We start from the raw sequence: 20,672 nt of genomic DNA, 5'->3' as shown, positions 1-20,672 counted from the left end.
CGCGACGCCCCCGCTGAGCTCGCCTGCATTCAACTAAGCCCCTCTTTGCTCGGAACGGATCAACACCGAAGTCGAGTGGTTCTCGCCGTTGGCGGGCCGGGAGACGAAAGCTCGAACCTCACCTGCACAGGGGGAACGCCGTTTTCCGTGAGCATCAATCCGGCCTCCTGCCGGTTGCGGACGGAGCGCCATGACCGCCCGTATCTGATCGTCCCCAGACCGCCCCAAACGACCTCTTCAATGGCCTGATCTGACCGAAGGACGGCTGCGCCTCGACCGTCTATGCCGCAACGACGCGTCCCGACTTTCTTCCCCTGCCGGCCAAGGCCGTCATTCCTCGCGAAGCAACAAAGTCGTTCCTACGCCGTCCTCCGCTGTGCTCCGGTCGCAAGCGATGCGGCGTCGGTCGCCTCCGGCCTGTCGATCGCCATCGAGGCCGCAATGGAGCGGTCCCGAAAACGAAAAACGGAGACTTACAATGGCGACCATCGGCACCTTCAAGAAGACCGGCTCGAACGAGTTCACCGGCGAAATCGTCACCCTCAGCGTCCAGGCCAAGAGCGTGCGCATCGTCCCCGACCAGCGCGCCACCGGCGAGAACGCCCCAAGCCACCGGGTTCTGGTCGGCCGCGCGGAAATCGGCGCCGCCTGGTCCAAGCGCTCCAACGAGGGCCGCGACTATCTGGGCCTCAAGCTCGACGATCCGAGCTTCAACGCCCCTATCTACGCCAACCTCTTCGACGACGAGGACGGCGACACCCACTCGCTGATCTGGTCTCGCCCAACCCGCCGCGGCGACTGAGCTCGAGCAAGGCCCCGGCCGAACAGGCCGGGGCCTTCCCATTGCTCACGCGCGAATCACCTCTGATGGCGAGCTTTGGGCTGGGCAGCCCCTTCAAAGTCGAATTTCCTCGCAACGGGCGCCAAGAACGACGACTATAGTACTGATTCCGGCAAGCGCGCGGCCGTCGGTGGGAGGTGATCATGCACGATCGCCACCCCGACAATCGCGGGCCGCACGCGCGTTGTTAGGGTGGACCCCGGAGACGCTCGCTGACAAGGCCCGCACATCGCTGACGGCGCTCAGGCGCCTCGAGTCCGATAACGGGCTGGAGGTGTACGAGTCGACGCGAGATCAGGTGCGAAGAGCGCTTGAAACAGCCGGTATCGTCGTGCTTTCCACCGACAATGGCGAAGGAGTGCTGCTGCTCCATGAGCGGGACGACCGACCAACGATGCGTTAGTGGCGCGGTGATCGCGTGGCGCACACTGTCCATTTCACCTTGTCACAGCAACGCCGGGCACAAGTGTTAACGAATGCTTTCCGCGCGAATATAGTCGCCTGATGGAATCCGCGATGCCGCCGTTTCTCAACGCGCCCCCGATCAGCCAGACCCTCACGGCCTATGACCGCGAGCATATGGTTCTCTATCTGCGCCTGCTGGATTCCTCGCGCGACGGAGCTGATTGGCGCGAAGCTGTCCAGATCCTCTTTGGCCTCGATCCGGCACGTGAGCCGCAACGGTGCCGCCAGGTCCACGACACACATCTCGCCCGCGCGCGGTGGATGACTGAGCACGGCTATCGAGACTTGGTCCGCTCCGCACAGTGATCGCCGTGATGCCGTTTCGGCACCACCCTTTGCCGGCCCACTGACTTCCACTGAACAACCCGGCCGGGAATCCTGCCCCTCCCACAAATTCAAAGACTAGGGAGGATCGCGATGACACCAGATGCTTCCGGCTGGCGCTCACCGGAGCGCTATGCGCATGTCGCCGACATGGCCGCGTCCGACGTCGCGTGGGAATGGCTACGTCGCAACGAATCCTACGATAGGGATTTTCAAGCGCTCGGCGATACCGAAAGTGATCTGCGCACGCTGACCGACAGGATCGAGCAGCGGTGGGGGTTACGATTTCCCCATAGACCCGATGCAGGCACCTCCCGAAGCGCAGGTGATCTGGCTTCCCCAGGAAGACACAAGCGCCATCGTTCTTGGCGCACCTCCGGATATTCCATCCGCAAGCGCTGCCCTCCAACCGATGATCGACGCCGCCGCCGGCATCGACGCTGGCGGCGAGACCTTTCTGGTTTTCGATCTCGGAAACGGTCAGCGCGTAGCGCTTGTTCATCCCTCCGCGACGCGCCCCGCCAAACCTCTCGGCGCCTTCATCCCGCTCGGCCTGGAAGGCTTCGACCGGCTCGAATCCGTCGCCCGCTTGCTCGCTGCCCTTAATGGTCGCGCGATACCGCCCGACACCCGACTGACACGGCAGCAACGGGCGCGGCTGTGCCGGATGCTGCAGGCCTTCGACGGTCATCGCGCGGGCGCGACCCAGCAAGAGATTGCGCAGGTCGTATTTCGGATCGGCTCTCTTAGTCGCGACGACTGGCAGGCATCTTCCGCCCGCCACGCCACCAAAGCCCTGCTTCGAGATGCCCGCGCGATGATGGTGGGTGGGTATCGCACGCTGCTTCGTCATCGGCGGCAATTTTAGCCGATCTCCATCCGACTCTTGGTGGGCGAATTTAGGCCCCCCTGAATTCGCCCTGCATCTCGCCGGCCCTGCTTCGCCAACGTGGCCTTCGTTACCCGCCGCTTCCCGGCGGCCCCAACGAACCCACGGAGGCCCTCCCATGCGACCTGATCTCGCCGTTCTCCCGCCGCGCTACCTGCGCACCAAGGAAGCCGCCGAATTCCTCAGCCTATCGGCCCGCACCCTCGAAAAGCATCGGACTTACGGAACGGGTCCGGCCTATCGCAAGCTCGGCGGTCGCGTCGTCTATGCGGTCGACGATCTTGAGGCCTGGGCCGAGCGCGGCGCCGTCACCTCCACCTCCGATCCGCGCGGCAGCGTGCTTCCGGCCAAGCGCCATACGCCTGCGCCGCCGGCACATGCCGGACGATACGCGCGCTGATCGCCCCCGGATTCCCGAATGGCGGCGCGACACCAGTCCCTCTCGGAGCGCGGGCAGCTCGATCTGTTCCGTACGCTCCCCGGCGAGTTCGCAGCACGAGACGCGCAGGATCTCATGGCCTATCCGTTTTTCTCCCTCTCCAAATCGCACCGCGTCGCGCCGATCGACTTCGCCGCCGGCAATGTGTCGATCCGCGTCGAGGCCGTGCCCGATCACGGCATGGCGACCATTTGGGACGCCGACATCCTGATCTGGGCGGCGAGCCAGATCGTCGAGGCGCGTGAGGCCGGCCTGCGCACGTCGCGCCTGATGGTCGCCACGCCCTATGAAATTCTCAAATTCATCGGCCGCGGCACGTCCTTACGCGACTATCAGCGCTTGAAGGCCGCGCTCGATCGTCTGCAATCGACGACAGTCAGCACCTCGATCCGGCAGCCCACCGAAGGCCGGCGCCACCGCTTCTCGTGGATCAACGAGTGGAAGGAGCGCACCGATCGCTACGGCAAGCCGGATGGGATCGAGATGATCGTCCCGGACTGGTTTTATCAGGCCGTTCTCGACGATGCGCTCGTGCTGACGATCGACCGGGCCTATTTCGATCTCACAGGCGGGCTCGATCGCTGGCTCTATCGCCTGGTGCGCAAGCACGGCGGGCGCCAGCGCAATGGCTGGCGATTCGACTTTCGCCACCTCCACCAGAAGTCCGGCGCGTTGTCGCCGTTCAAACGCTTCGCCTTCGAGCTGCGCGACATCATCCGTCGCCAGCCGCTTCCCGGCTACACGCTGTTCCTCGAGATCGAGGCCGGCGGCCGAACGTTGCTCGCTTTCGAGCGGACGCCGCCTTGTGGAAAAGCTGTGAAAGGCTTCGTGCCATCGGGAACCCGAAAGCGCGTGCCATCAGGAACCGACCTCTCGTGCCAACGGGAACCAAAACACGGCCTAACCCACGACAGCAGAACCGAAAATCGCGTCGCTAACTTAGAATCTAACAGAGAATCTAACTTTGAAGAGCGCGCGCGCGAGGTGGAAAACCTCGTCCGGCAGGCCGCGAGCGCGCTAAGCGCCGCTGGCAAACGGCGCACCAGCAGCACCGCTCTTACCAACGCTGACGCGGCGAGAAACGGGACCTCCGGCGCTCCGCAGCTTCCCTTCGGTCCACGCCCGGGAGGCCGTCGATGATCGTGGCCCTCCTCAACCAGAAGGGCGGCGTCGGCAAGACGACGCTGGCGCTTCACCTAGCCGGCGAATGGGCCGGTAGGGGAAAGCGGGTCACGCTCGTCGATGCGGACCCCCAGGGTTCGGCGCTCGACTGGTCGCAGCAACGCGCCCGCGAGCACGCGCCGCGCCTGTTCGGCGTCGTCGGCCTGGCGCGCGACACGCTCCACCGTGAGGCGCCCGAGCTGGCGCGCGATGTCGATCATGTGGTGATCGACGGGCCGCCGCGCGTCGCCGGGCTGATGCGATCCGCGCTGCTCGCCGCCGACCTCGTGCTGATCCCCGTGCAGCCGTCGCCGCTCGATGGTTGGGCCTCGGCCGAGATGCTGGCGCTCCTGTCGGAGGCGCGCATCTATCGGCCGGAGCTTCGCGCTCGCTTCGTCCTCAATCGCTGCGGCGCGCGCACCGTGATCGCCCGCGAGACGGCCGAGACGCTCGCCGACCACGATCCGCCAGTGCTGCGCACGGCGATCGGACAGCGCGTCATCTACGCCGACGCCGCGCAATCGGGCCGGCTCGCTTTCGAGATCGACGACGACGGACCCGCCGCGCGCGAGATCGCGGCGCTCGTCACCGAGCTCGAAAGGATCGCGCCATGAGCGAGCGATCCGAACGGCGCGGCTTTGCGGCACGTCCGACCAATCAAGAAGCCTGGATCAAGGCCGCCGATGCCCCCGCGGCGCGCGCGGCGGACGGTGAAGCCTTCACCGCCCGCATGACGATTGACGTCACGCCCGCCTTGCGTGGACGGATCAAGATCGCTGCCTTCCGGCGCGGCGTCACCGTTGCCGACATGCTGCGCGAGATGCTCGCGCGCGAATTCCCACCCATCGAAGGAGAGCCCTCATGACCGGCGCCGCGGCTCCCCGCGCGCGCGGCGGCCCGACGCCGACCGCACGCCACCATGACAATCTCACCCATGTCGAACTGACCTGGGTCGAGAAGAAGATCGAGAACTGGATCCGCTTCGGCACGCACGCCCACGAACAGATTCTCGATCGCCGTCGGCGTGTCCTGTCTTTTCGCCCCGGCGCGGTCTTCGCCTTCGTGCGCTGGGCCTCGAATGACTTCGGAACGATCATCTCGCGCATCGACGTCGTGCGCTCGGTTGCGCGCGGCGAGACGTACCAGACGCTGCCTTTCGTTCGTCCTGGCGGCAAAATCCTGCTGAAGGTCGAGAGCTGGCCCAGGGTCGAGCGCGTGCTGCAGGCGATCGACGCCATCGAGCGCATCGGCATCGATCCCGAAGCGGTTTCGCCCGATCATTGGCGTCACGTCCACAACCGGCTCGCTGCCGGACACGAGCCGCGCACCTACACGCTCGACCATCATCGCGCATTCCTGCTGCGCCGAAAGGCCGAGTCGTGAGCCGCGCCGGACTTCTCCTGGCGACGACGCTCGCCGCGCTCAGCGTCGGCTATCCCGGCCTCACGCCGATGCCCATCAAGCTGATCTGGAACGCATCGGCGAGCGCGCCCATCGGCTTCTATTCGATCGACTTCGACGGGCCGTTCGACGTTACCGATCTCGTTGCGGTCGATGCGCCCGAGCCGCTCGCGACATTCCTCGCCGAGCGCGGCTACCTGCCCAAGGGCGTGCCGCTGATGAAGCGCATCCTCGCCGTCTCCGGGCAGACCGTTTGCCGTTCGAACCTCACTATCACCGTCGATGGTGTGGAGGTCGGTGCGGCACTGGAGCGCGATCGCACAGGCCGCGATCTTCCCGTCTGGCAAGGCTGCCGCCGGGTCCAGACTGGCGAAGTCTTCCTCATGAACTGGCAGGTCCGCGACAGCCTCGACGGCCGCTACTTCGGCCTGATCTCGACCGACCAGATCATCGGCCGTGCCGTCCCGCTGTGGACCGATGAAGACGGCACCGGCCGCTTCGAATGGCGTGCGCCGACACGCTGACCGCCTTCCCATTCGGCGGGAGCGGTGCTCGCCGATGGCTGTCCCAATCCCCACCGCGAAGGAGACTGACATGCCCCAGATTGGCGAATTCACGCATGACGAGACCGGCTTCGTCGGGCATCTGACGACGCTGGTTTTGAACCAGGACGTCATAATCATCGCAGCCGAACCGACCGAGGTTGAGAACGCACCGCAGTATCGCGTGCATGTCTTCGACGGCATGAACAATGAGCCGGGCGCGGAGATCGGCGCCGGATGGAAACGCTCCGGAGAGAAGGCCGGCGAATACGTCGCGCTGCTGATCGACGATCCGACATTCCCGCACCCGATCCGCGCCAACATGTTCCGCGACGACGATGGCGGCTCGGCCTGGTCGCTGCATTGGTCGCGTCCACGCGATCGCGGCGAGAAGGACTGAGCGATGCTTGGCTCTCGTCAATCGACGAGCCGTTCGATTGCGTCCGGGCCGCGCTGCGCTGCCCGGCGCATGGCTCTCCTCCTCCTCTCCGGCCTTAGCCTCGCGAGCATCATGCCGGCGATCACGATGGCGCAGGACTTGGGCGCCGCTCAACCGTCGCCACGCGATACCTATGGCGATCATATCGCCGAGGCTTCGCGGCGCTTCGGCGTTCCGATCGCATGGATCAGGGCGGTGATGCGTGCCGAGAGCGCCAGCGATCCGCGCGCGCTTTCGCCGAAGGGCGCGATGGGCCTGATGCAGATCATGCCGCCGACCTGGGCGGGCTTGCGCCTTCGCCACCGTCTCGGCGCTGATCCTTATGATCCGCATGACAACATCATCGCCGGCGCCGGCTACATCCGCGAGCTGTTCGATCGCTACGGATCGCCCGGCTGGATCGCGGCCTACAATGCCGGTCCTGGTCGTTACGAGGACTCGCTGAAGGGCCGCGCGCTGCCCGCGGAAACGCGCGCCTATGTCGCCGTGGTCGCACCTTCGGTGGACGGTGGCGATGCGGCCAGGCCCATCGTGGTCGCGGCTGTCGACCCGCTCGCCTGGACACGCGCGCCGCTGTTCATCGCGCAGCCGGACCGCAGACCAGGCGCCGATCCCGTACCGGGTGAGCGCACTTCCGATGCCGTGATGACGACATCATCCGTGCGCGACGTTTCCGCCATCGAACCGCAATCGGGCGGGCTGTTTGTGCCGCGCTCGGGCGGAAGGAATGCGCCATGAGCGGCCCGGTTCCCGATCGCACGATAGCGGGCTCAAGCGTATCACTGCGTGCGTGGAGGGTGGAGGCAAGCAACACGACCGTAAGCGTCCGGCGCCGGCACATGGTCCTATCTATTGACAGGATTTGCAGCCTTCCACGCCCAGGGGAACAGTTCGTCGAGCCGGTTGACGGGGTGACCGTCGACCATGCGCTGGAGGATATCGGCGAGATAGGCATAGGGCTCGACGTCGTTGAGCTTTGCGGTCTCGATCAGCGAGCACAGGATCGCCCAGCGCTCGCCACCGGCATCGCTGCCGGCAAACAGATGGTTTTTGCGGCCGAGCTTCACGGGGCGGATTGCCCGCTCAACCGGATTGGTGTCGAGCTCGATGCGGCCATCGTGGAGGAAGCGCGTCAGCCCTTCCCAACGCGACAGCGCGTAGCGGATCGCATCGGCGAGTGTGCTGCGGCCAGGGATGCGCTTGAGCTGTGCGCCCATCCAGGCATGCAGTTCGTCGACCAGAGGCTGGGATCGGCTCCGGCGGGTCGCCAGCCGGTAGGGCGGAGATTGGCCGCGGACCTGCGCTTCCACAGCATAGATCATGCCGATCCGGCGCAAAGCCTCGTCCGCCACCGGCGATCCCGTGGTTTGCGACACATCGTAAAAGTTGCGCCGCGTATGGGCCCAGCAGGCGGCCAATACGATCTCGCCCTTGGCGGTGAGCTGCTCGAAGCCGGCATAGCCATCGACATGCAGCACGCCCTTGAAGTGCTGGAGATGCGATACGGGGCGTTCGGCCCTGCGATCGGGAGCGTACAGATAGACCGCGGCCGGTGGCTCAGGCCCGGACCAGGCCCGTTGCTCACGAGCATAGACCCAAAGCCTGCCGGTCTTGGTGCGGCCACGGCCAGGATCGAGCACCGGGATCGACGTGTCGTCGGCGAACAGATTGTCGGAGGCGAACACGTTGCGGCACAGCCTTTCGTGCAGGGCTTCGAGCCACCAGCAGGCGCCGCCGACCCACCCGGCGAGCGTGGAGCGCGCCAGCTCGACGCCGTGCCGGGCGAAGATCTGCGACTGCCGGTAGAGCGGCGTGTGGTCGCAATATTTGCTCACCAGCACATGGGCAATCAGCGCCGGCGTCGCCATGCCGCCGGCGATCAGCCGCTCCGGCGCGGGCGCTTGCGCCACCGTCTCGCAGGTCCGGCAGGCATATTTGGGACGGACGGTGCGGATGACGCGAAGCTGTGCGGGAATCCAGTCCAGCATCTCGCTGGCGCTTTCGCCGATTGCATGCAACGCGCCGCCACAGTCCGCGCAGACGGTACTGTCGAGATCGATCCGCATGTCCTTGCGCGGCAGATGATCGGGCAAGGATTTGCGACGGGAGGGCTGATCGGAAGGTCTCCTCGCGGCAGCAGGATGGCTCTCGCGGATGCGGGCAATGTCGCTGTCGAGATCTTCCAGAGCGAGTGCCAGTTGGTCGGCGTCGAGACGCTCGGAACGGCGGCCGAACTGCCCCCGCTGAAGCTTCTTGATGATCGATTGCAAGCGCTCGATCTCGCCGTCGCGGCGCTCGACGACACCGGCCATCTCGCGCACGAGTTGGTGCAGGAGGTCGACATTAGAAGGCAGATTGTCGAGGTCGATCAACATGACCGACTCTATCATGAAGTGCCCCAAACCCCAAGGATTCCGGGCATTTACGCACTGTTTGGCGGTGGGTTCTCAGCCTGCCAGAGCAGGCTTCCACACCCGTTCGGGTGCGCGCCAGTCGATGCCTTCGATCAGCATGGCAAGCTGCGCCGGCGTCAGCGTGATCGAGCCATCGAAGCCGGCCATCACCGGCCAGGCGAAGCTGCCCTGATCGAGCCGTTTGGTGAACAGGCACAACCCGTTCCCATCCCAGAACAGGATCTTCAGCATCGAGGCTTTCCTGCCTCGGAAGGCGAACAGGTGGCCCGAGAACGGATCCTGCTTCAGTGTTTCCTGCACCAACATGGCAAGCCCATCGAGGCCCTTGCGCATGTCGGTGTAGCCCAAAGCCAAATGCACTTTCACGCCGGCCGGGACCATCATCATGATGCAAACTCTCCACGCTCGCCCTGCGCCCTAACGACATCGGGATTGCTGCCGACCGGCACGAAGGCTCGCCGCCCATCGGCAAGATCGACCGCCATCATGTCGGCGGGCGGCTGCACGAGGTCGCGCAGGGAAAGCGTCGCCAGCGTGCCATCAGCCTGTGTGACGGATGCGAGCCGGGCGCGCTTCTTCTGCGGCACGCCGCATTCCGTTCGCCAGCGGAACAGCAGCCCAGTAGCGATCCCATGCTTGCGGGCCACACTCGACACAGTGAGGCCGGGTTGGTCGCTTTCGAGGGCGATGGCGCGCTTCTGTTCGTCGCTGAAGAAGCGGCGGACTGGCCGCGCGCGTGTCGTCGGCTCACCGCTTGGCGCTTCCGTCAAGTCGTTTCTGGGAGCCCGGCCGTTAGTGATAGCACTAACGACCGGCCTGGCGGAGGGATGAAGATGCGCCCGCCAGTCGATTTCCACCTCGCCGCTCTCCAGCAGAAGGCACCATCGGCGCAGCGTATGCGGCGACAAATGCAGCGAGCCGGCGTAGTCGCGGATGCTCATGCCGCTCCAGTTCATCGCCTCGACATGCATCGCCCAGAACGCCTGGAGCGCCCTGTTGCGGGTATCCGTGCTGACGGCGTAGTGCCGCCGGACGCCGTTCCTCCGGCGCTTCTCGCGCTCAGCCAATCTCTTCTCACGGCGCAATTGTGCCTGATATTCCGCATGTTTACGAGCAGCGTCCGCGCCAAGAAGGTACTCGAGCCAGCGGTCGAACGTGCCTTTCGTCAGGCGATGCTTACGACAATATTCCGTCCTGGTCACACCGCTGCGGCGCCAGGCATCGATGTGAATCAGCCAGTAATACTGGCGTGCCTTGTTCCCGTAATGTCTCAAATTCATCGCAGATCCTCCTTACTGCGAAGGAACCCGACATGCTGCGATATTGCACGAGGGAAAGAGCGTGCAAGCGGGGCACGCTTACACACGACCGGACGATGGCGAGATAAAAAGCCGCGAGGTGCGGCGTCGGTCGGTTGTGCTGTTTCAATAGGTTATGGCCTGCTTTCGCGAGGTGCGGGATTTCCGCGCACCTCGCGGCGACGCCTGTTCCTCCGCGATTTCATGCGCTTGACGCGATGTGCGGGCTCTCAGCCATGAGCGGCGAGGACGATTTCCGCATCCGGCCTGGTCGCATCCGCTCATCCAGCGCGCAACGCGCCCGACCCTTCATCGCGCAGGCGCTCGCCGCCGCGCAGAAGGCCGGCGCGCGTATCTCTCGCACCGGCCGGATCAGTTCCGGCAACCGCTCGACCTTCGGGCGCGGCCGCACGGCGAGCGTGCGCGCCAATCGTCTGCTGACGGGCCGCTCGCGCATCGTCGTCATCAAGACCAGGCTCGTTCGCCATCACGCGCGCGCCGCGCCGCTTGCCGCCCATCTGAGCTATCTGCGCCGCGAGGGCGTCACCCGTGACGGGGAGAAGGCCCGGCTGTTCGGGCCGGAGACCGATGACGTCGATGGTCGCGGCTTCGCCGAGCGATGCCAGGAAGACCGGCATCATTTCCGCTTCATCGTCTCGCCCGAAGACGCCGTCGACATGGCGGACCTCAAATCCTTCGCCCGCGATCTGATGGGCCAGATGGAAAAGGATCTCGGCACCAAGCTCGATTGGGCCGCGGTCGATCACTGGAACACCGACAACCCGCACGTCCACATCATCCTGCGCGGCCGCGCTGATGTCGGGCAGGACCTCGTCATCGCGCGCGACTACATCAAGGAAGGCATGCGCGCCCGCGCCGCCGATCTCGTCACGCAGGAATTGGGGCCGCGCACCGATCTCGACATCTGCCGCAATCTGGAGCGCCAGATCGAGGTGGAGCGCTGGACCCAGCTCGATCGGCAGCTTGTTCGCGACGGCCGCGACGGAGGCGTCATCGACATGGCGCTCGATCCAAATACCCGGCCTGACGAATATCACGCCCTGAAGGTTGGACGGCTTCGCAAGTTGGAAACCCTTGGCCTCGCCGAGCAGGTCGGTCCCGGCCAATGGATGATCGACGGCAGGGCCGAGGCGACGCTGCGCGAGCTCGGCGAACGCGGCGACATCATCAAGCGGATGCACCGCGCGCTGACCGAGCGCGGTATCGAGCGCGGTTCGTCCAGCTATGTGCTGGCCGCCGAAAGTCTCGACACGCCGATCATCGGCCGGCTGGTCGATCGCGGCCTCGACGACGAGCTGAAGGGCACGGCCTATGCCGTGGTCGATGGTGTCGATGGCCGGACGCATCACATCAAGCTGCCCGACCTCGATGCGGCCGGCGACAGCGCACCGGGCTCGATCGTCGAGCTGCGCAGGTTCGACGACACGCAAGGGCAGCGGCGCGTCGCGATCGCCGTGCGCTCTGATCTCGATATCGACAGCCAGATCACGGCGTCAGGCGCGACCTGGCTCGACCGGCAGAATATCGCCCGCGAGCCGGCTGCCCTGTCCGAGGGCGGGTTCGGCGCCGAGGTTCGGCAAGCCTTGGAGCGCCGGGCCGATCATCTGGTCGGACAGGGCTTCGGCGAGCGTCATGGCCAGCGCGTCACCTTCACACGCAACCTGATCGACACGCTGCGTCGCCGCGAGTTGGAGGCGCTTGGCGAGAAGCTCGCCACCGAGACCGGCCAGCCGTTCAATCGCGCGGCCAGCGGCGAATATGTCGCCGGGTCCTACCGCCAGCGCTTCACGCTCGCATCGGGGCGGTTCGCCATGTTGGACGACGGCCTCGGCTTCCAGCTCGTGCCGTGGACGCCCTCCCTCGAAAAGCAGCTCGGCAAGCACGTCTCCGGCGTCGCCCGCGATGACGGCGGCATTGACTGGAGCTTCGGCCGCAAGCGCGGCCTCGGCCTCTGATCCCTCGCAGAAAGACCCATCGCTATGTCCGCTACGAAAATTCTCTGGGGCCAGATCCTCACCGTCTTCGCCATCGTGCTCATCACGACCTGGGGCGCGACCGAGTGGGTCGCCTGGCGGCTCGCCTTCCAGCCCGAGCTGGGGCAACCCTGGTTCCGGCTGCTCGGGTTTCCCTTCTATCTGCCGCCCTCTTTTTTCTGGTGGTGGTACGGCTTCGATGCCTATGCGCCGGCGATCTTTGTCGAGGGCGCCTACATCGCGGCGTCGGGCGGCTTCATCTCGATCGCGGTCGCCATCGGCATGTCGGTCTGGCGGGCGCGCGAGGCCAAGAAGGTGGAGACCTATGGCTCGGCGCGATGGGCCGAACGGCAGGAGGTGCAGGCCGCCGGTCTGCTCGGCGCCGATGGCGTCGTGCTCGGCCGATATGATCGCGACTACCTCCGCCACGACGGGCCGGAGCATGTGCTGTGCTTCGCGCCGACCCGCAGCGGCAAGGGCGTCGGACTGGTGGTGCCGTCGCTATTGACCTGGCCGGGCTCGGCCATCGTCCACGACATCAAGGGGGAGAACTGGACCCTCACCGCCGGCTTCCGCGCCAAGCATGGCCGCGTGCTGCTGTTCGATCCGACCAACGTCAAGTCGTCCGCCTACAACCCGCTGCTCGAGGTGCGCCGCGGCGAATGGGAAGTCCGCGACGTGCAGAACATCGCCGACATCCTGGTTGATCCCGAAGGCTCATTGGAGAAGCGCAACCACTGGGAAAAGACCAGCCACGCGCTGCTGGTCGGCGCCATCCTCCATGTCCTCTATGCCGAAGCGGACAAGACGCTCGCCGGCGTCGCGGCATTTCTGTCGGACCCGAAGCGCCCGATCGAGTCCACCCTCGCGGCGATGATGAAGACGGCACATCTCGGTGAAGCCGGCCCGCATCCCGTCATCGCTAGCGCGGCGCGCGAGCTGCTCAATAAGAGCGACAATGAGCGATCGGGCGTGCTGAGCACCGCCATGTCGTTCCTCGGCCTCTACCGTGATCCCGTCGTCGCCGAGGTGACGCGGCGCTGCGATTGGCGCATCACGGATATCGTTGGCGGCAAGCATCCGACCACGCTCTACCTAGTCGTGCCGCCCTCCGACATCAATCGCACCAAACCGCTGATCCGATTGATCCTCAATCAGGTCGGCCGCCGCCTGACGGAGGATCTGCAGGCGAAAGCCGGCCGCCATCGGCTGCTGCTGATGCTGGACGAGTTTCCGGCGTTGGGACGGCTCGACTTCTTCGAGTCCGCGCTGGCCTTCATGGCGGGCTATGGCCTCAAGAGCTTCCTGATCGCCCAGAGCCTCAACCAGATCGAAAAAGCCTACGGCGCGAACAATTCGATCCTCGACAACTGCCATGTGCGCGTCAGCTTCGCCACCAACGACGAACGCACTGCCAAGCGCGTGTCAGACGCGCTCGGCACCGCGACCGAGATGAAGGCGATGCGGAACTATGCCGGACATCGGCTCTCGCCCTGGCTCGGGCACCTCATGGTCTCGCGCTCGGAGACGGCCCGCCAGTTGCTCACACCCGGCGAGATCATGCAGCTCCCGCCGACCGACGAGATCGTCATGGTCGCGGGCACGCCACCGATCCGCGCGAAGAAGGCGCGCTACTATGAGGACGCCCGCTTCAAAGAGCGCATCCTGCCGCCGCCTGCGCTCGCGCAACCGAAACAGGGTCGTGCTGACGATTGGACCGCGCTCCCGCTGCCGGCTCGGCTTGTGATCGCCGAAGCGAAGCCTGGGGCGGAGACGGGCGACGAAGATCCGACCGAATCCGAGCGGCGCCAGCAGCCCGAATTGAGCCGCGTGACGCCGGTCGAGAAGAAGGCGCCGATCGAGAATGAGTTCGAGATCGGCCTCGCCGACGAGGCCGAGGATGACGCCGCCCACAACAGCCGGATGAACCGGTTGATGCAGGGTGTCGCACGGCAGGTGTCGCTCGATCCCGGCGACGGCATGGAGCTGTGAGATCACCATGTCGAAACCTTCGAAGAAGCAGCGCCTGTCTGTCTACATCGATCCCGCAGTGATGCGCCACCTCACCGAGCATGCTGCGCGCCGCGATCATTCGCGGTCGCTGATCGCGGAAGCCGCCATCGAATCCTTCCTCTCCCCGGATGCGGCTGAACGACAGGAGGCCGCCATTACCAAGCGCCTCGACCAACTTGATCGCCGCATGATGCGGATGGAACGCGATATCGGCATCTCCGTCGAGATGCTGGCGGTGTTCGTCCGGTTTTGGGTCGCGACGACGCCGGCCTTGCCGGAGCCTGCCGCGCAGGCTGCACGTGCGAAGGCCGGCGAGCGATACGATCAATTCGTCACCGCGCTCGGCCGTCGCCTCGCAAAGGGGCCGAAGCTACGGCAAGAAATTTCGGAAGACGTCACATCCACGCCCCATGAAGATTAGACGTTGACAGGGCATGATGCCGCTTACCGCTGATAGCGAGGGAAATAGGAGAAGGAAGAAGATCAATGACTACCAGAACTGTCCTGGCGATCGGTCTCGATCCGGCATTCGCCGATCTCAGCGGCCATCCAGAGCTTTCTGTCGAACTGGTACGGGCCTTCCTCGATCAACAGATCAACCGAATCCGCGACTTCGGTCACCAGGTCGATTCTTGCTTGGTGGATAACGGTGCGACTGCCGAGGCCACGGTGATGGCAGCGCTAAACGCGCGCGCCTACGATTGCATTGTCATCGGCGCCGGTATTCGCGAGCCTGCCGAGAATCTGCTGCTGTTCGAGAAGATCATCAACCTCATCCATGAGCGCGCGCCGCATAGCCGGATCGCATTCAATTGGAATCCGACTGATACTGCGGAAGCAGCGCAACGTTGGATTGGCTAACGACCCTCTATCGATACCATTCAAGCAGCCACCGATGTCCTTTGTCGCCGCTGGCTGTTAGGCTGGCGATCCACAGCCAACCGGGTAGGGTTATTCCACAAATCGCGCCAGATTCTCGAGCGTCGAACGCAGCCCCACATCGTGATCTTCCTTGCTGATCCCGGCAGGAACATTCTCGGCTACGATCGAAACGTCGGTCCCTTCGGGCGCGGGCGACAGGCTCCACGTCATGCGCATCTCGCCTGCAAAGGCCGGATCGTCGGACTGAAACGTCACGATCTGAACGACGCGATGATTTGGGATCAGCTCTGCGAAGCGACCTTCGACGACATCAGTGTCGTCGGAGGTTTTGCCTGCGCTCGGATGATCCCCGCGATAGGTCAGCGCCATCCTGTAGGTGCCACCTGGCCGGGCGTCGAACTCGTAGATCTGGCCGGTCATGCCATCCGGCGGAAGCCACTGCGGCCATGCCTTGGGGTCAACAAACGCACGATAGATCACGTCCGCGCTGGCGGCGATGAACCGCCTCGCTGAGTCGGTTCTCCCATGGCCGATATTCGCCGTCATTGATCGCTTACCTCGCGCTGTCTGGAGTCTTGCCCCGCCGTTCTCCTGTATTTGCACGCTACACTACTACGCCGATGGATCTTTGTTGAATCGGCCCAAAATCAGGCCCTTTTAATCATCCCCGTCCGGGGAAGGACTGTCTCGACCCCGATGGAACGGGGGTCATGTGGCGGCTTCACATCAACATGCGGAAGGTATCGCGCGCGGCGCACGGATGTTGCGTACTGCGCTCGGCCCTGCGATCGCCCGCTATCTCGACGACGCCAGCATCGTTGAAGTGATGCTTAACCCCGATGGGCGGCTCTGGATCGACCGCCTGTCCGAAGGACTATCCGACACGGGTGAGCGTCTGTCGGCGGCGGACGGCGAACGCATCGTTCGCCTCGTCGCGCACCATGTCGGCGCCGAAGTTCATGCCGGCGCTCCGCGCGTCTCGGCCGAGTTGCCGGAAACGGGAGAGCGGTTCGAGGGCCTTCTGCCGCCAGTCGTCGCAGCGCCGGCCTTCGCGATCCGCAAGCCCGCTGTCGCTGTCTTCACGCTCGACGACTACGTGCGCGCCGGGATCATGTCGGCCGGACAGGCCGAGACGCTGCGCCAGGGCGTGGCCTCTCGCGCGAACGTCCTCGTCGCTGGCGGGACATCTACCGGCAAGACCACGCTCACCAACGCGCTGCTCGCCGAGGTCGCGAAGACCGCCGATCGTGTCGTCATCATCGAGGATACGCGCGAGCTGCAATGCGCCGCGCCGAACCTTGTGGCGATGCGCACGAAAGACGGCGTCGCCTCGCTCTCCGATCTCGTTCGCTCATCGCTGCGCCTGCGCCCCGATCGCATTCCGGTCGGTGAGGTGCGCGGAGCCGAAGCGCTGGAGCTGCTCAAGGCATGGGGCACCGGCCATCCCGGCGGCGTCGGCACGATCCACGCTGGCAGCGCGATCGGTGCGCTGCGCCGGATGGAGCAGCTCATCCAGGAGGCTGTGGTCACTGTCCCGCGCGCGCTGATCGCCGAGACGATCGACATCGTTGCGGTCCTCTCCGGTCGCGGCTCCGCGCGCCGGCTTTCCGAACTCGCACGCGTCGAGGGCCTCGGCCCCGATGGCGACTACCGTATCGAGCCAGCCGTCATCGAAGGCGACGGCGGCCCGACCTCGCTCACCCGAAGCCCTGAAGGAGAAAGCCCGTGATCCAACGCTTGCGCTCAATGCGCCTGCATCAAGTGCGCCAACGTCTCGCCATGACCGTGTCCGTCGCCACGCTGTCGGTCGTGATGGCCGCGCCTGCCCACGCCTCCGGCTCGTCGATGCCGTGGGAGCAACCGCTGCAACAGATCCTGCAGTCGATCGAAGGTCCGGTGGCCAAAATCATCGCGGTGATCATCATCATCGTCACCGGCCTGACGCTCGCCTTCGGCGACACGTCCGGCGGCTTCCGGCGACTGATCCAGATCGTGTTCGGCCTTTCGATCGCCTTCGCCGCGTCGAGCTTCTTCCTGTCGTTCTTCTCGTTCGGCGGCGGGGCGCTGGTTTGATGACGGGCGTTGTCGAACAGGGCGGCGAAGTCCCGGGTTACACGGTCCCCGTACACCGGGCGCTGACCGAGCCGATCCTGCTCGGCGGCGCCCCGCGCGCCATCGCCATCATGAACGGGACGCTCGCTGGCGCCGTCGGACTGGGGCTGCGCCTCTGGCTGGTGGGCATCGCCATCTGGGCGATCGGCCATGTCGCGGCGGTTTGGGCGGCGAAGCGCGACCCGCTCTTCGTCGACGTGGTGCGCCGCCATCTGCGCGTCCCGGCGCATCTCTCGGTCTGACGGGGAACGCGCCGATGATGAACCTCGCCGAATATCGCAACCGCAACAGCCGGCTCGCCGACTTCCTGCCCTGGGTGGCATTGGTCGGCGCGGGCATCGTCCTCAACAAGGACGGCAGTTTCCAGCGCACCGCCCGGTTTCGCGGCCCAGATCTCGACAGCGCCGTCCCAGCCGAGCTGGTCGCGGTCGCCGGCCGCCTCAACAATGCCTTTCGTCGCCTCGGCTCCGGCTGGGCAATGTTCGTCGAGGCGCAGCGCCATGCCTCGAACCTCTATCCCGACAGCCGCTTTCCCGATCCCGCCTCGGCGCTGGTCGATGCCGAGCGCAAGGCGGACTTCGAAGAGGCCGGCGCGCATTTCGAGTCGAACTACTTCCTGACATTCACCTATCTGCCGCCGGCCGAGGACGCTGCGCGTGCGGAATCCTGGCTCTATGAAGGCCGGGAAAAGTCGGGCCTCGACCCCAACGAGGTGATGACCGGGTTCGCCGACCGCACCGATCGCATCCTGCGCCTGGTTGAAGCCTTCATGCCCGAATGCCGCTGGCTCGATGACGCGGAGACGCTCACCTATCTCCACGACTGCGTCTCGACCAATCGCCATCGGGTCCGCGTCCCCGAAACGCCTATCTATCTGGACGCGCTGCTCGCCGATCAGCCGCTCACCGGCGGGCTCGAGCCGCGCCTCGGCGCGTCGCATCTGCGCATCCTCACCGTCACGGGCTTTCCAACGGCGACGACGCCTGGCCTGCTCGACGAGCTGAACCGTCTCGCCTTTCCGTATCGTTGGTCGACGCGCGCGATCCTGCTCGACAAGACCGACGCGACCAAGCTGCTGACCAAGATCCGCCGGCAATGGTTCGCCAAGCGCAAGTCGATCGCCGCGATCCTCAAGGAGGTAATGACCAATGAGGCGTCCGTCCTCGTGGACACCGACGCCGCGAACAAGGCCGCCGATGCCGACATGGCGCTCCAGGAGCTCGGCGCCGACTATGCCGGCATGGCCTACGTCACCGCCACGGTGACGGTGTGGGACGAAGATCCGCGCGCCGCCGACGAAAAGCTGCGCCTGGTCGAGAAGGTCATTCAGGGCCGCGACTTCACTGCCATGGCCGAGACCATCAACGCGGTGGATGCCTGGCTCGGATCATTGCCCGGCCACGTCTATGCGAACGTCCGCCAGCCGCCGATCTCCACGCTCAATCTCGCCCACATGATCCCGCTGTCCGCGGTGTGGGCGGGGCCGGAACGGGACGAGCATTTTTCAGCGCCCCCACTGCTCTTCGGCAAGACCGAAGGCTCGACCCCGTTCCGGCTTTCGCTTCACGTCGGCGACGTCGGCCACACGCTGATCGTCGGCCCGACCGGCGCGGGCAAGTCGGTCCTGCTGGCGCTGATGGCGCTGCAGTTCCGACGCTATGCCCGCGCCCAAGTCTTCGCCTTCGACTTCGGCGGCTCGATCCGCGCGGCGGCGCTCGGCATGGGCGGCGATTGGCATGACCTCGGCGGCGATCTCAGCGACGGCGCGACCGATAGCGTCAGCCTTCACCCGCTCGCTCGCGTTCATGACGTGCCCGAGCGCGCCTGGGCGGGCGACTGGATCGTATCGATCCTGACCCGCGAGGGCGTGGCGATTACACCCGAGGTGAAGGAGCATGTCTGGACGGCGCTGACCTCGCTGGCATCGGCGCCTGTCGAGGAGCGCACGATCACCGGCCTGGTCGTGCTGCTCCAGTCGAACGATCTCAAACAGGCGCTCAGGCCCTATTGCGTCGGCGGTCCCTACGGCCGGCTGCTCGACGCCGAGCGCGAGTATCTTGGTTCGGCGTTCGTTCAAGCGTTCGAGACTGAAGGGCTGATCGGCACCGGCGTGGCGCCCGCGGTTCTCTCCTATCTCTTTCATCGGATCGAAGATCGGCTCGACGGCTCGCCGACTCTTCTCATCATCGACGAGGGCTGGCTGGCGCTGGACGATGACGGCTTCGCCGGCCAGCTTCGCGAATGGCTGAAGACGCTACGCAAGAAGAATGCCAGCGTCATTTTCGCCACGCAATCGCTGAGCGATATCGACGGCTCACCGATCGCGCCCGCCATCATCGAAAGCTGTCAGACCCGGCTCCTGCTGCCAAACGAGCGCGCGATCGAGCCGCAGATCACGGCGATCTATCGGCGCTTCGGCCTCAACGACCGCCAGATCGAGATCATCGCTCGGGCAATGCCCAAGCGCGACTACTACTGCCAGTCGCGGCGCGGCAACCGACTGTTCGAGCTCGGCCTCTCCGATGTCGCGCTCGCGCTCTGCGCCGCGTCATCGAAGACCGACCAAGCGGCCATCGCACGCATCGTCGCCGAACACGGCCGCGACGGCTTCCTCGCCGCCTGGCTCGATCACCGTGAAGTCGGCTGGGCCGCCGATCTCATCCCCACGCTCACCAACAAGGAGACGTCCCAATGAAACTGCGCAATTCCCGCGCAGCGCGTTTTGCTGCCGCGCTGCTGACCGCCCCCGTCGCGCTCGCGCCCATGCTGGCGACGCCTGTGCACGCCATCATCGTGTTCGATCCCTCGAACTATGCGCAGAACGTGCTCACGGCGGCCCGATCGCTCCAGCAGATCACCAACCAGATCACATCGCTTCAGAACGAAGCTCAGATGCTGATCAACCAGGCACGCAACCTTGCGAGCCTGCCGTTCTCGTCGCTACAACAGCTTCAGCAGTCCGTTCAGCGCACGCAGCAGCTTCTCAACCAGGCGCAGAATATCGCCTACGATGTCCAGCAGATCGACCGGATGTTCCAGCAGAAATACGGGAACGTCTCGCTGTCGGCCTCCGACCAACAGCTCGTCACCGATGCGCGCTCGCGCTGGCAGAACACGGTCGGTGGCCTGCAGGATGCCATGCGGGTGCAGGCAGGCGTCGTCGGCAACATCGACACCAACCGCACACAGATGTCGGCGCTGATCGGCCAGAGCCAGGGCGCGACCGGCGCGCTGCAGGCGACGCAGGCCGGCAACCAGCTCCTTGCGCTCCAGGCGCAGCAACTCGCGGATCTCACCGCCGTCGTCGCGGCCAACGGTCGGGCGCAGGCCTTGCAGTCGGCCGAGCAGGCCGCCGCCGCCGAACAGGGCCGCGAACAGCGGCGGCGTTTTCTAACGCCGGGCTCGGGCTACCAGCCCGGCAATGCCCGCATGTTCCCGAACAGTGGCAACTGAGGCTG

The 20,672-nt window shown here is 65.4% G+C and carries 25 protein-coding genes and 1 pseudogene; 22 read left to right on the top strand and 4 right to left on the bottom strand.

What is annotated here, in order from left to right:
- Positions 1–478: 478 nt before the first annotated feature.
- The 13 genes and pseudogenes from J2R80_RS09875 (at position 479) to J2R80_RS09815 (ending at position 7,239) form a co-directional block, all read left to right on the top strand.
- Positions 479–802: a DUF736 domain-containing protein gene (locus J2R80_RS09875; RefSeq protein WP_253638487.1), complete on the top strand. Its 324-nt coding sequence runs from the start codon at positions 479–481 to the stop codon at positions 800–802.
- 169 nt (positions 803–971) lie between these two features.
- Positions 972–1,244 carry a hypothetical protein gene (locus J2R80_RS09870; RefSeq protein WP_253638486.1) on the top strand — a complete coding sequence of 91 codons (273 nt, stop codon included), beginning with the start codon at positions 972–974 and terminating at the stop codon, positions 1,242–1,244.
- Positions 1,245–1,357: 113 nt separating this feature from the next.
- On the top strand, positions 1,358–1,612 hold the full coding sequence (locus tag J2R80_RS09865) for a DNA -binding domain-containing protein (protein WP_375162570.1): 255 nt from the start codon (positions 1,358–1,360) through the stop codon (positions 1,610–1,612).
- Positions 1,613–1,723: 111 nt separating this feature from the next.
- Positions 1,724–1,909 (top strand): annotated as a pseudogene (locus tag J2R80_RS43250) (transcriptional regulator domain-containing protein); the annotation flags it as partial.
- A gap of 22 nt (positions 1,910–1,931) precedes the next feature.
- Positions 1,932–2,498, top strand: a complete 567-nt coding sequence (locus J2R80_RS09855; RefSeq protein ID WP_253638484.1) for a DUF2285 domain-containing protein — start codon at positions 1,932–1,934, stop codon at positions 2,496–2,498.
- 139 nt (positions 2,499–2,637) lie between these two features.
- Positions 2,638–2,919 carry an AlpA family transcriptional regulator gene (locus tag J2R80_RS09850; RefSeq protein ID WP_006022608.1) on the top strand — a complete coding sequence of 94 codons (282 nt, stop codon included), beginning with the start codon at positions 2,638–2,640 and terminating at the stop codon, positions 2,917–2,919.
- Between the two features lie 18 nt (positions 2,920–2,937).
- Positions 2,938–4,098 (top strand): replication initiator protein A, encoded by a 1,161-nt coding sequence (locus J2R80_RS09845; RefSeq protein ID WP_253638483.1) that lies wholly within the window; start codon positions 2,938–2,940, stop codon positions 4,096–4,098.
- On the top strand, positions 4,095–4,733 hold the full coding sequence (parA, locus tag J2R80_RS09840; RefSeq protein ID WP_253638482.1) for a ParA family partition ATPase: 639 nt from the start codon (positions 4,095–4,097) through the stop codon (positions 4,731–4,733). The genes J2R80_RS09845 and parA overlap by 4 nt, the downstream gene beginning before the upstream one ends.
- Positions 4,730–4,984 (top strand): hypothetical protein, encoded by a 255-nt coding sequence (locus J2R80_RS09835; protein ID WP_253638481.1) that lies wholly within the window; start codon positions 4,730–4,732, stop codon positions 4,982–4,984. The genes parA and J2R80_RS09835 overlap by 4 nt, the downstream gene beginning before the upstream one ends.
- Positions 4,981–5,502: a DUF2840 domain-containing protein gene (locus tag J2R80_RS09830; protein WP_253638480.1), complete on the top strand. Its 522-nt coding sequence runs from the start codon at positions 4,981–4,983 to the stop codon at positions 5,500–5,502. Before J2R80_RS09835 ends, J2R80_RS09830 begins: the two co-directional genes overlap by 4 nt.
- Positions 5,499–6,044 carry a S26 family signal peptidase gene (locus tag J2R80_RS09825; RefSeq protein ID WP_253638479.1) on the top strand — a complete coding sequence of 182 codons (546 nt, stop codon included), beginning with the start codon at positions 5,499–5,501 and terminating at the stop codon, positions 6,042–6,044. Before J2R80_RS09830 ends, J2R80_RS09825 begins: the two co-directional genes overlap by 4 nt.
- 70 nt (positions 6,045–6,114) lie before the next feature.
- The gene (locus J2R80_RS09820) at positions 6,115–6,462 is read left to right on the top strand and encodes a DUF736 domain-containing protein (protein ID WP_253638478.1); all 348 of its coding nucleotides are present in this window, start codon (positions 6,115–6,117) and stop codon (positions 6,460–6,462) included.
- 3 nt (positions 6,463–6,465) lie between these two features.
- Positions 6,466–7,239, top strand: coding sequence for a lytic transglycosylase domain-containing protein (locus tag J2R80_RS09815; protein WP_253638477.1), 774 nt, complete (start codon positions 6,466–6,468; stop codon positions 7,237–7,239).
- Between the two features lie 107 nt (positions 7,240–7,346).
- Here the strand turns inward: J2R80_RS09815 and J2R80_RS09810 are convergent, their stop codons facing one another.
- From J2R80_RS09810 to J2R80_RS09800, 3 genes are all read right to left on the bottom strand, one after another.
- Complete coding sequence (locus tag J2R80_RS09810) at positions 7,347–8,876, bottom strand: IS66 family transposase (RefSeq protein WP_253638476.1); 1,530 nt, start codon at positions 8,874–8,876, stop codon at positions 7,347–7,349.
- A 72-nt stretch (positions 8,877–8,948) separates the two neighbouring features.
- Positions 8,949–9,302: an IS66 family insertion sequence element accessory protein TnpB gene (tnpB, locus tag J2R80_RS09805; RefSeq protein WP_253638475.1), complete on the bottom strand. Its 354-nt coding sequence runs from the start codon at positions 9,300–9,302 to the stop codon at positions 8,949–8,951.
- Positions 9,299–10,195 carry a transposase gene (locus tag J2R80_RS09800; protein WP_253638474.1) on the bottom strand — a complete coding sequence of 299 codons (897 nt, stop codon included), beginning with the start codon at positions 10,193–10,195 and terminating at the stop codon, positions 9,299–9,301. The genes tnpB and J2R80_RS09800 overlap by 4 nt, the downstream gene beginning before the upstream one ends.
- A 254-nt stretch (positions 10,196–10,449) precedes the next feature.
- Here J2R80_RS09800 and J2R80_RS09795 point away from each other — a divergent pair, with 254 nt between their 5' ends.
- From J2R80_RS09795 to J2R80_RS09780, 4 genes are all read left to right on the top strand, one after another.
- Positions 10,450–12,189: a VirD2 family relaxase/mobilization nuclease gene (locus tag J2R80_RS09795; protein WP_253638473.1), complete on the top strand. Its 1,740-nt coding sequence runs from the start codon at positions 10,450–10,452 to the stop codon at positions 12,187–12,189.
- A gap of 24 nt (positions 12,190–12,213) precedes the next feature.
- Entirely contained in the window at positions 12,214–14,199 is a 1,986-nt protein-coding gene (locus J2R80_RS09790) for a conjugal transfer protein TraG (RefSeq protein ID WP_253638472.1), read from the top strand.
- Between the two features lie 7 nt (positions 14,200–14,206).
- Positions 14,207–14,641 carry a CopG family transcriptional regulator gene (locus J2R80_RS09785; protein ID WP_253638471.1) on the top strand — a complete coding sequence of 145 codons (435 nt, stop codon included), beginning with the start codon at positions 14,207–14,209 and terminating at the stop codon, positions 14,639–14,641.
- Positions 14,642–14,706: 65 nt separating this feature from the next.
- Positions 14,707–15,081 (top strand): hypothetical protein, encoded by a 375-nt coding sequence (locus J2R80_RS09780; RefSeq protein ID WP_253638470.1) that lies wholly within the window; start codon positions 14,707–14,709, stop codon positions 15,079–15,081.
- 90 nt (positions 15,082–15,171) lie between these two features.
- Here the strand turns inward: J2R80_RS09780 and J2R80_RS09775 are convergent, their stop codons facing one another.
- A complete protein-coding gene (locus tag J2R80_RS09775; protein ID WP_253638469.1) occupies positions 15,172–15,648 on the bottom strand; it encodes an SRPBCC family protein in 477 nt (158 codons plus the stop codon).
- Positions 15,649–15,814: 166 nt separating this feature from the next.
- Between J2R80_RS09775 and trbB the strand changes: the two genes are divergently transcribed.
- From trbB to trbJ, 5 genes are read left to right on the top strand one after another with little or no spacing between them, the layout of a single operon-like run.
- A complete protein-coding gene (gene trbB, locus J2R80_RS09770) occupies positions 15,815–16,831 on the top strand; it encodes a P-type conjugative transfer ATPase TrbB (RefSeq protein ID WP_253638468.1) in 1,017 nt (338 codons plus the stop codon).
- 50 nt (positions 16,832–16,881) lie between these two features.
- A complete protein-coding gene (locus tag J2R80_RS09765; protein ID WP_231712474.1) occupies positions 16,882–17,175 on the top strand; it encodes a TrbC/VirB2 family protein in 294 nt (97 codons plus the stop codon).
- Positions 17,175–17,456: a VirB3 family type IV secretion system protein gene (locus J2R80_RS09760; RefSeq protein ID WP_253638467.1), complete on the top strand. Its 282-nt coding sequence runs from the start codon at positions 17,175–17,177 to the stop codon at positions 17,454–17,456. The genes J2R80_RS09765 and J2R80_RS09760 overlap by 1 nt, the downstream gene beginning before the upstream one ends.
- Before the next feature lie 14 nt (positions 17,457–17,470).
- Complete coding sequence (gene trbE / locus J2R80_RS09755; RefSeq protein ID WP_253638466.1) at positions 17,471–19,909, top strand: conjugal transfer protein TrbE; 2,439 nt, start codon at positions 17,471–17,473, stop codon at positions 19,907–19,909.
- Positions 19,906–20,667, top strand: coding sequence for a P-type conjugative transfer protein TrbJ (gene trbJ, locus J2R80_RS09750; protein WP_253638465.1), 762 nt, complete (start codon positions 19,906–19,908; stop codon positions 20,665–20,667). Before trbE ends, trbJ begins: the two co-directional genes overlap by 4 nt.
- The last annotated feature ends 5 nt before the right edge of the window (positions 20,668–20,672 follow it).

It is taken from the genome of Bradyrhizobium sp. USDA 4541 (genome assembly GCF_024171085.1).
Lineage (GTDB): Bacteria > Pseudomonadota > Alphaproteobacteria > Rhizobiales > Xanthobacteraceae > Bradyrhizobium > Bradyrhizobium australafricanum.
This window is presented reverse-complemented; position numbering and strand designations above follow the sequence as displayed.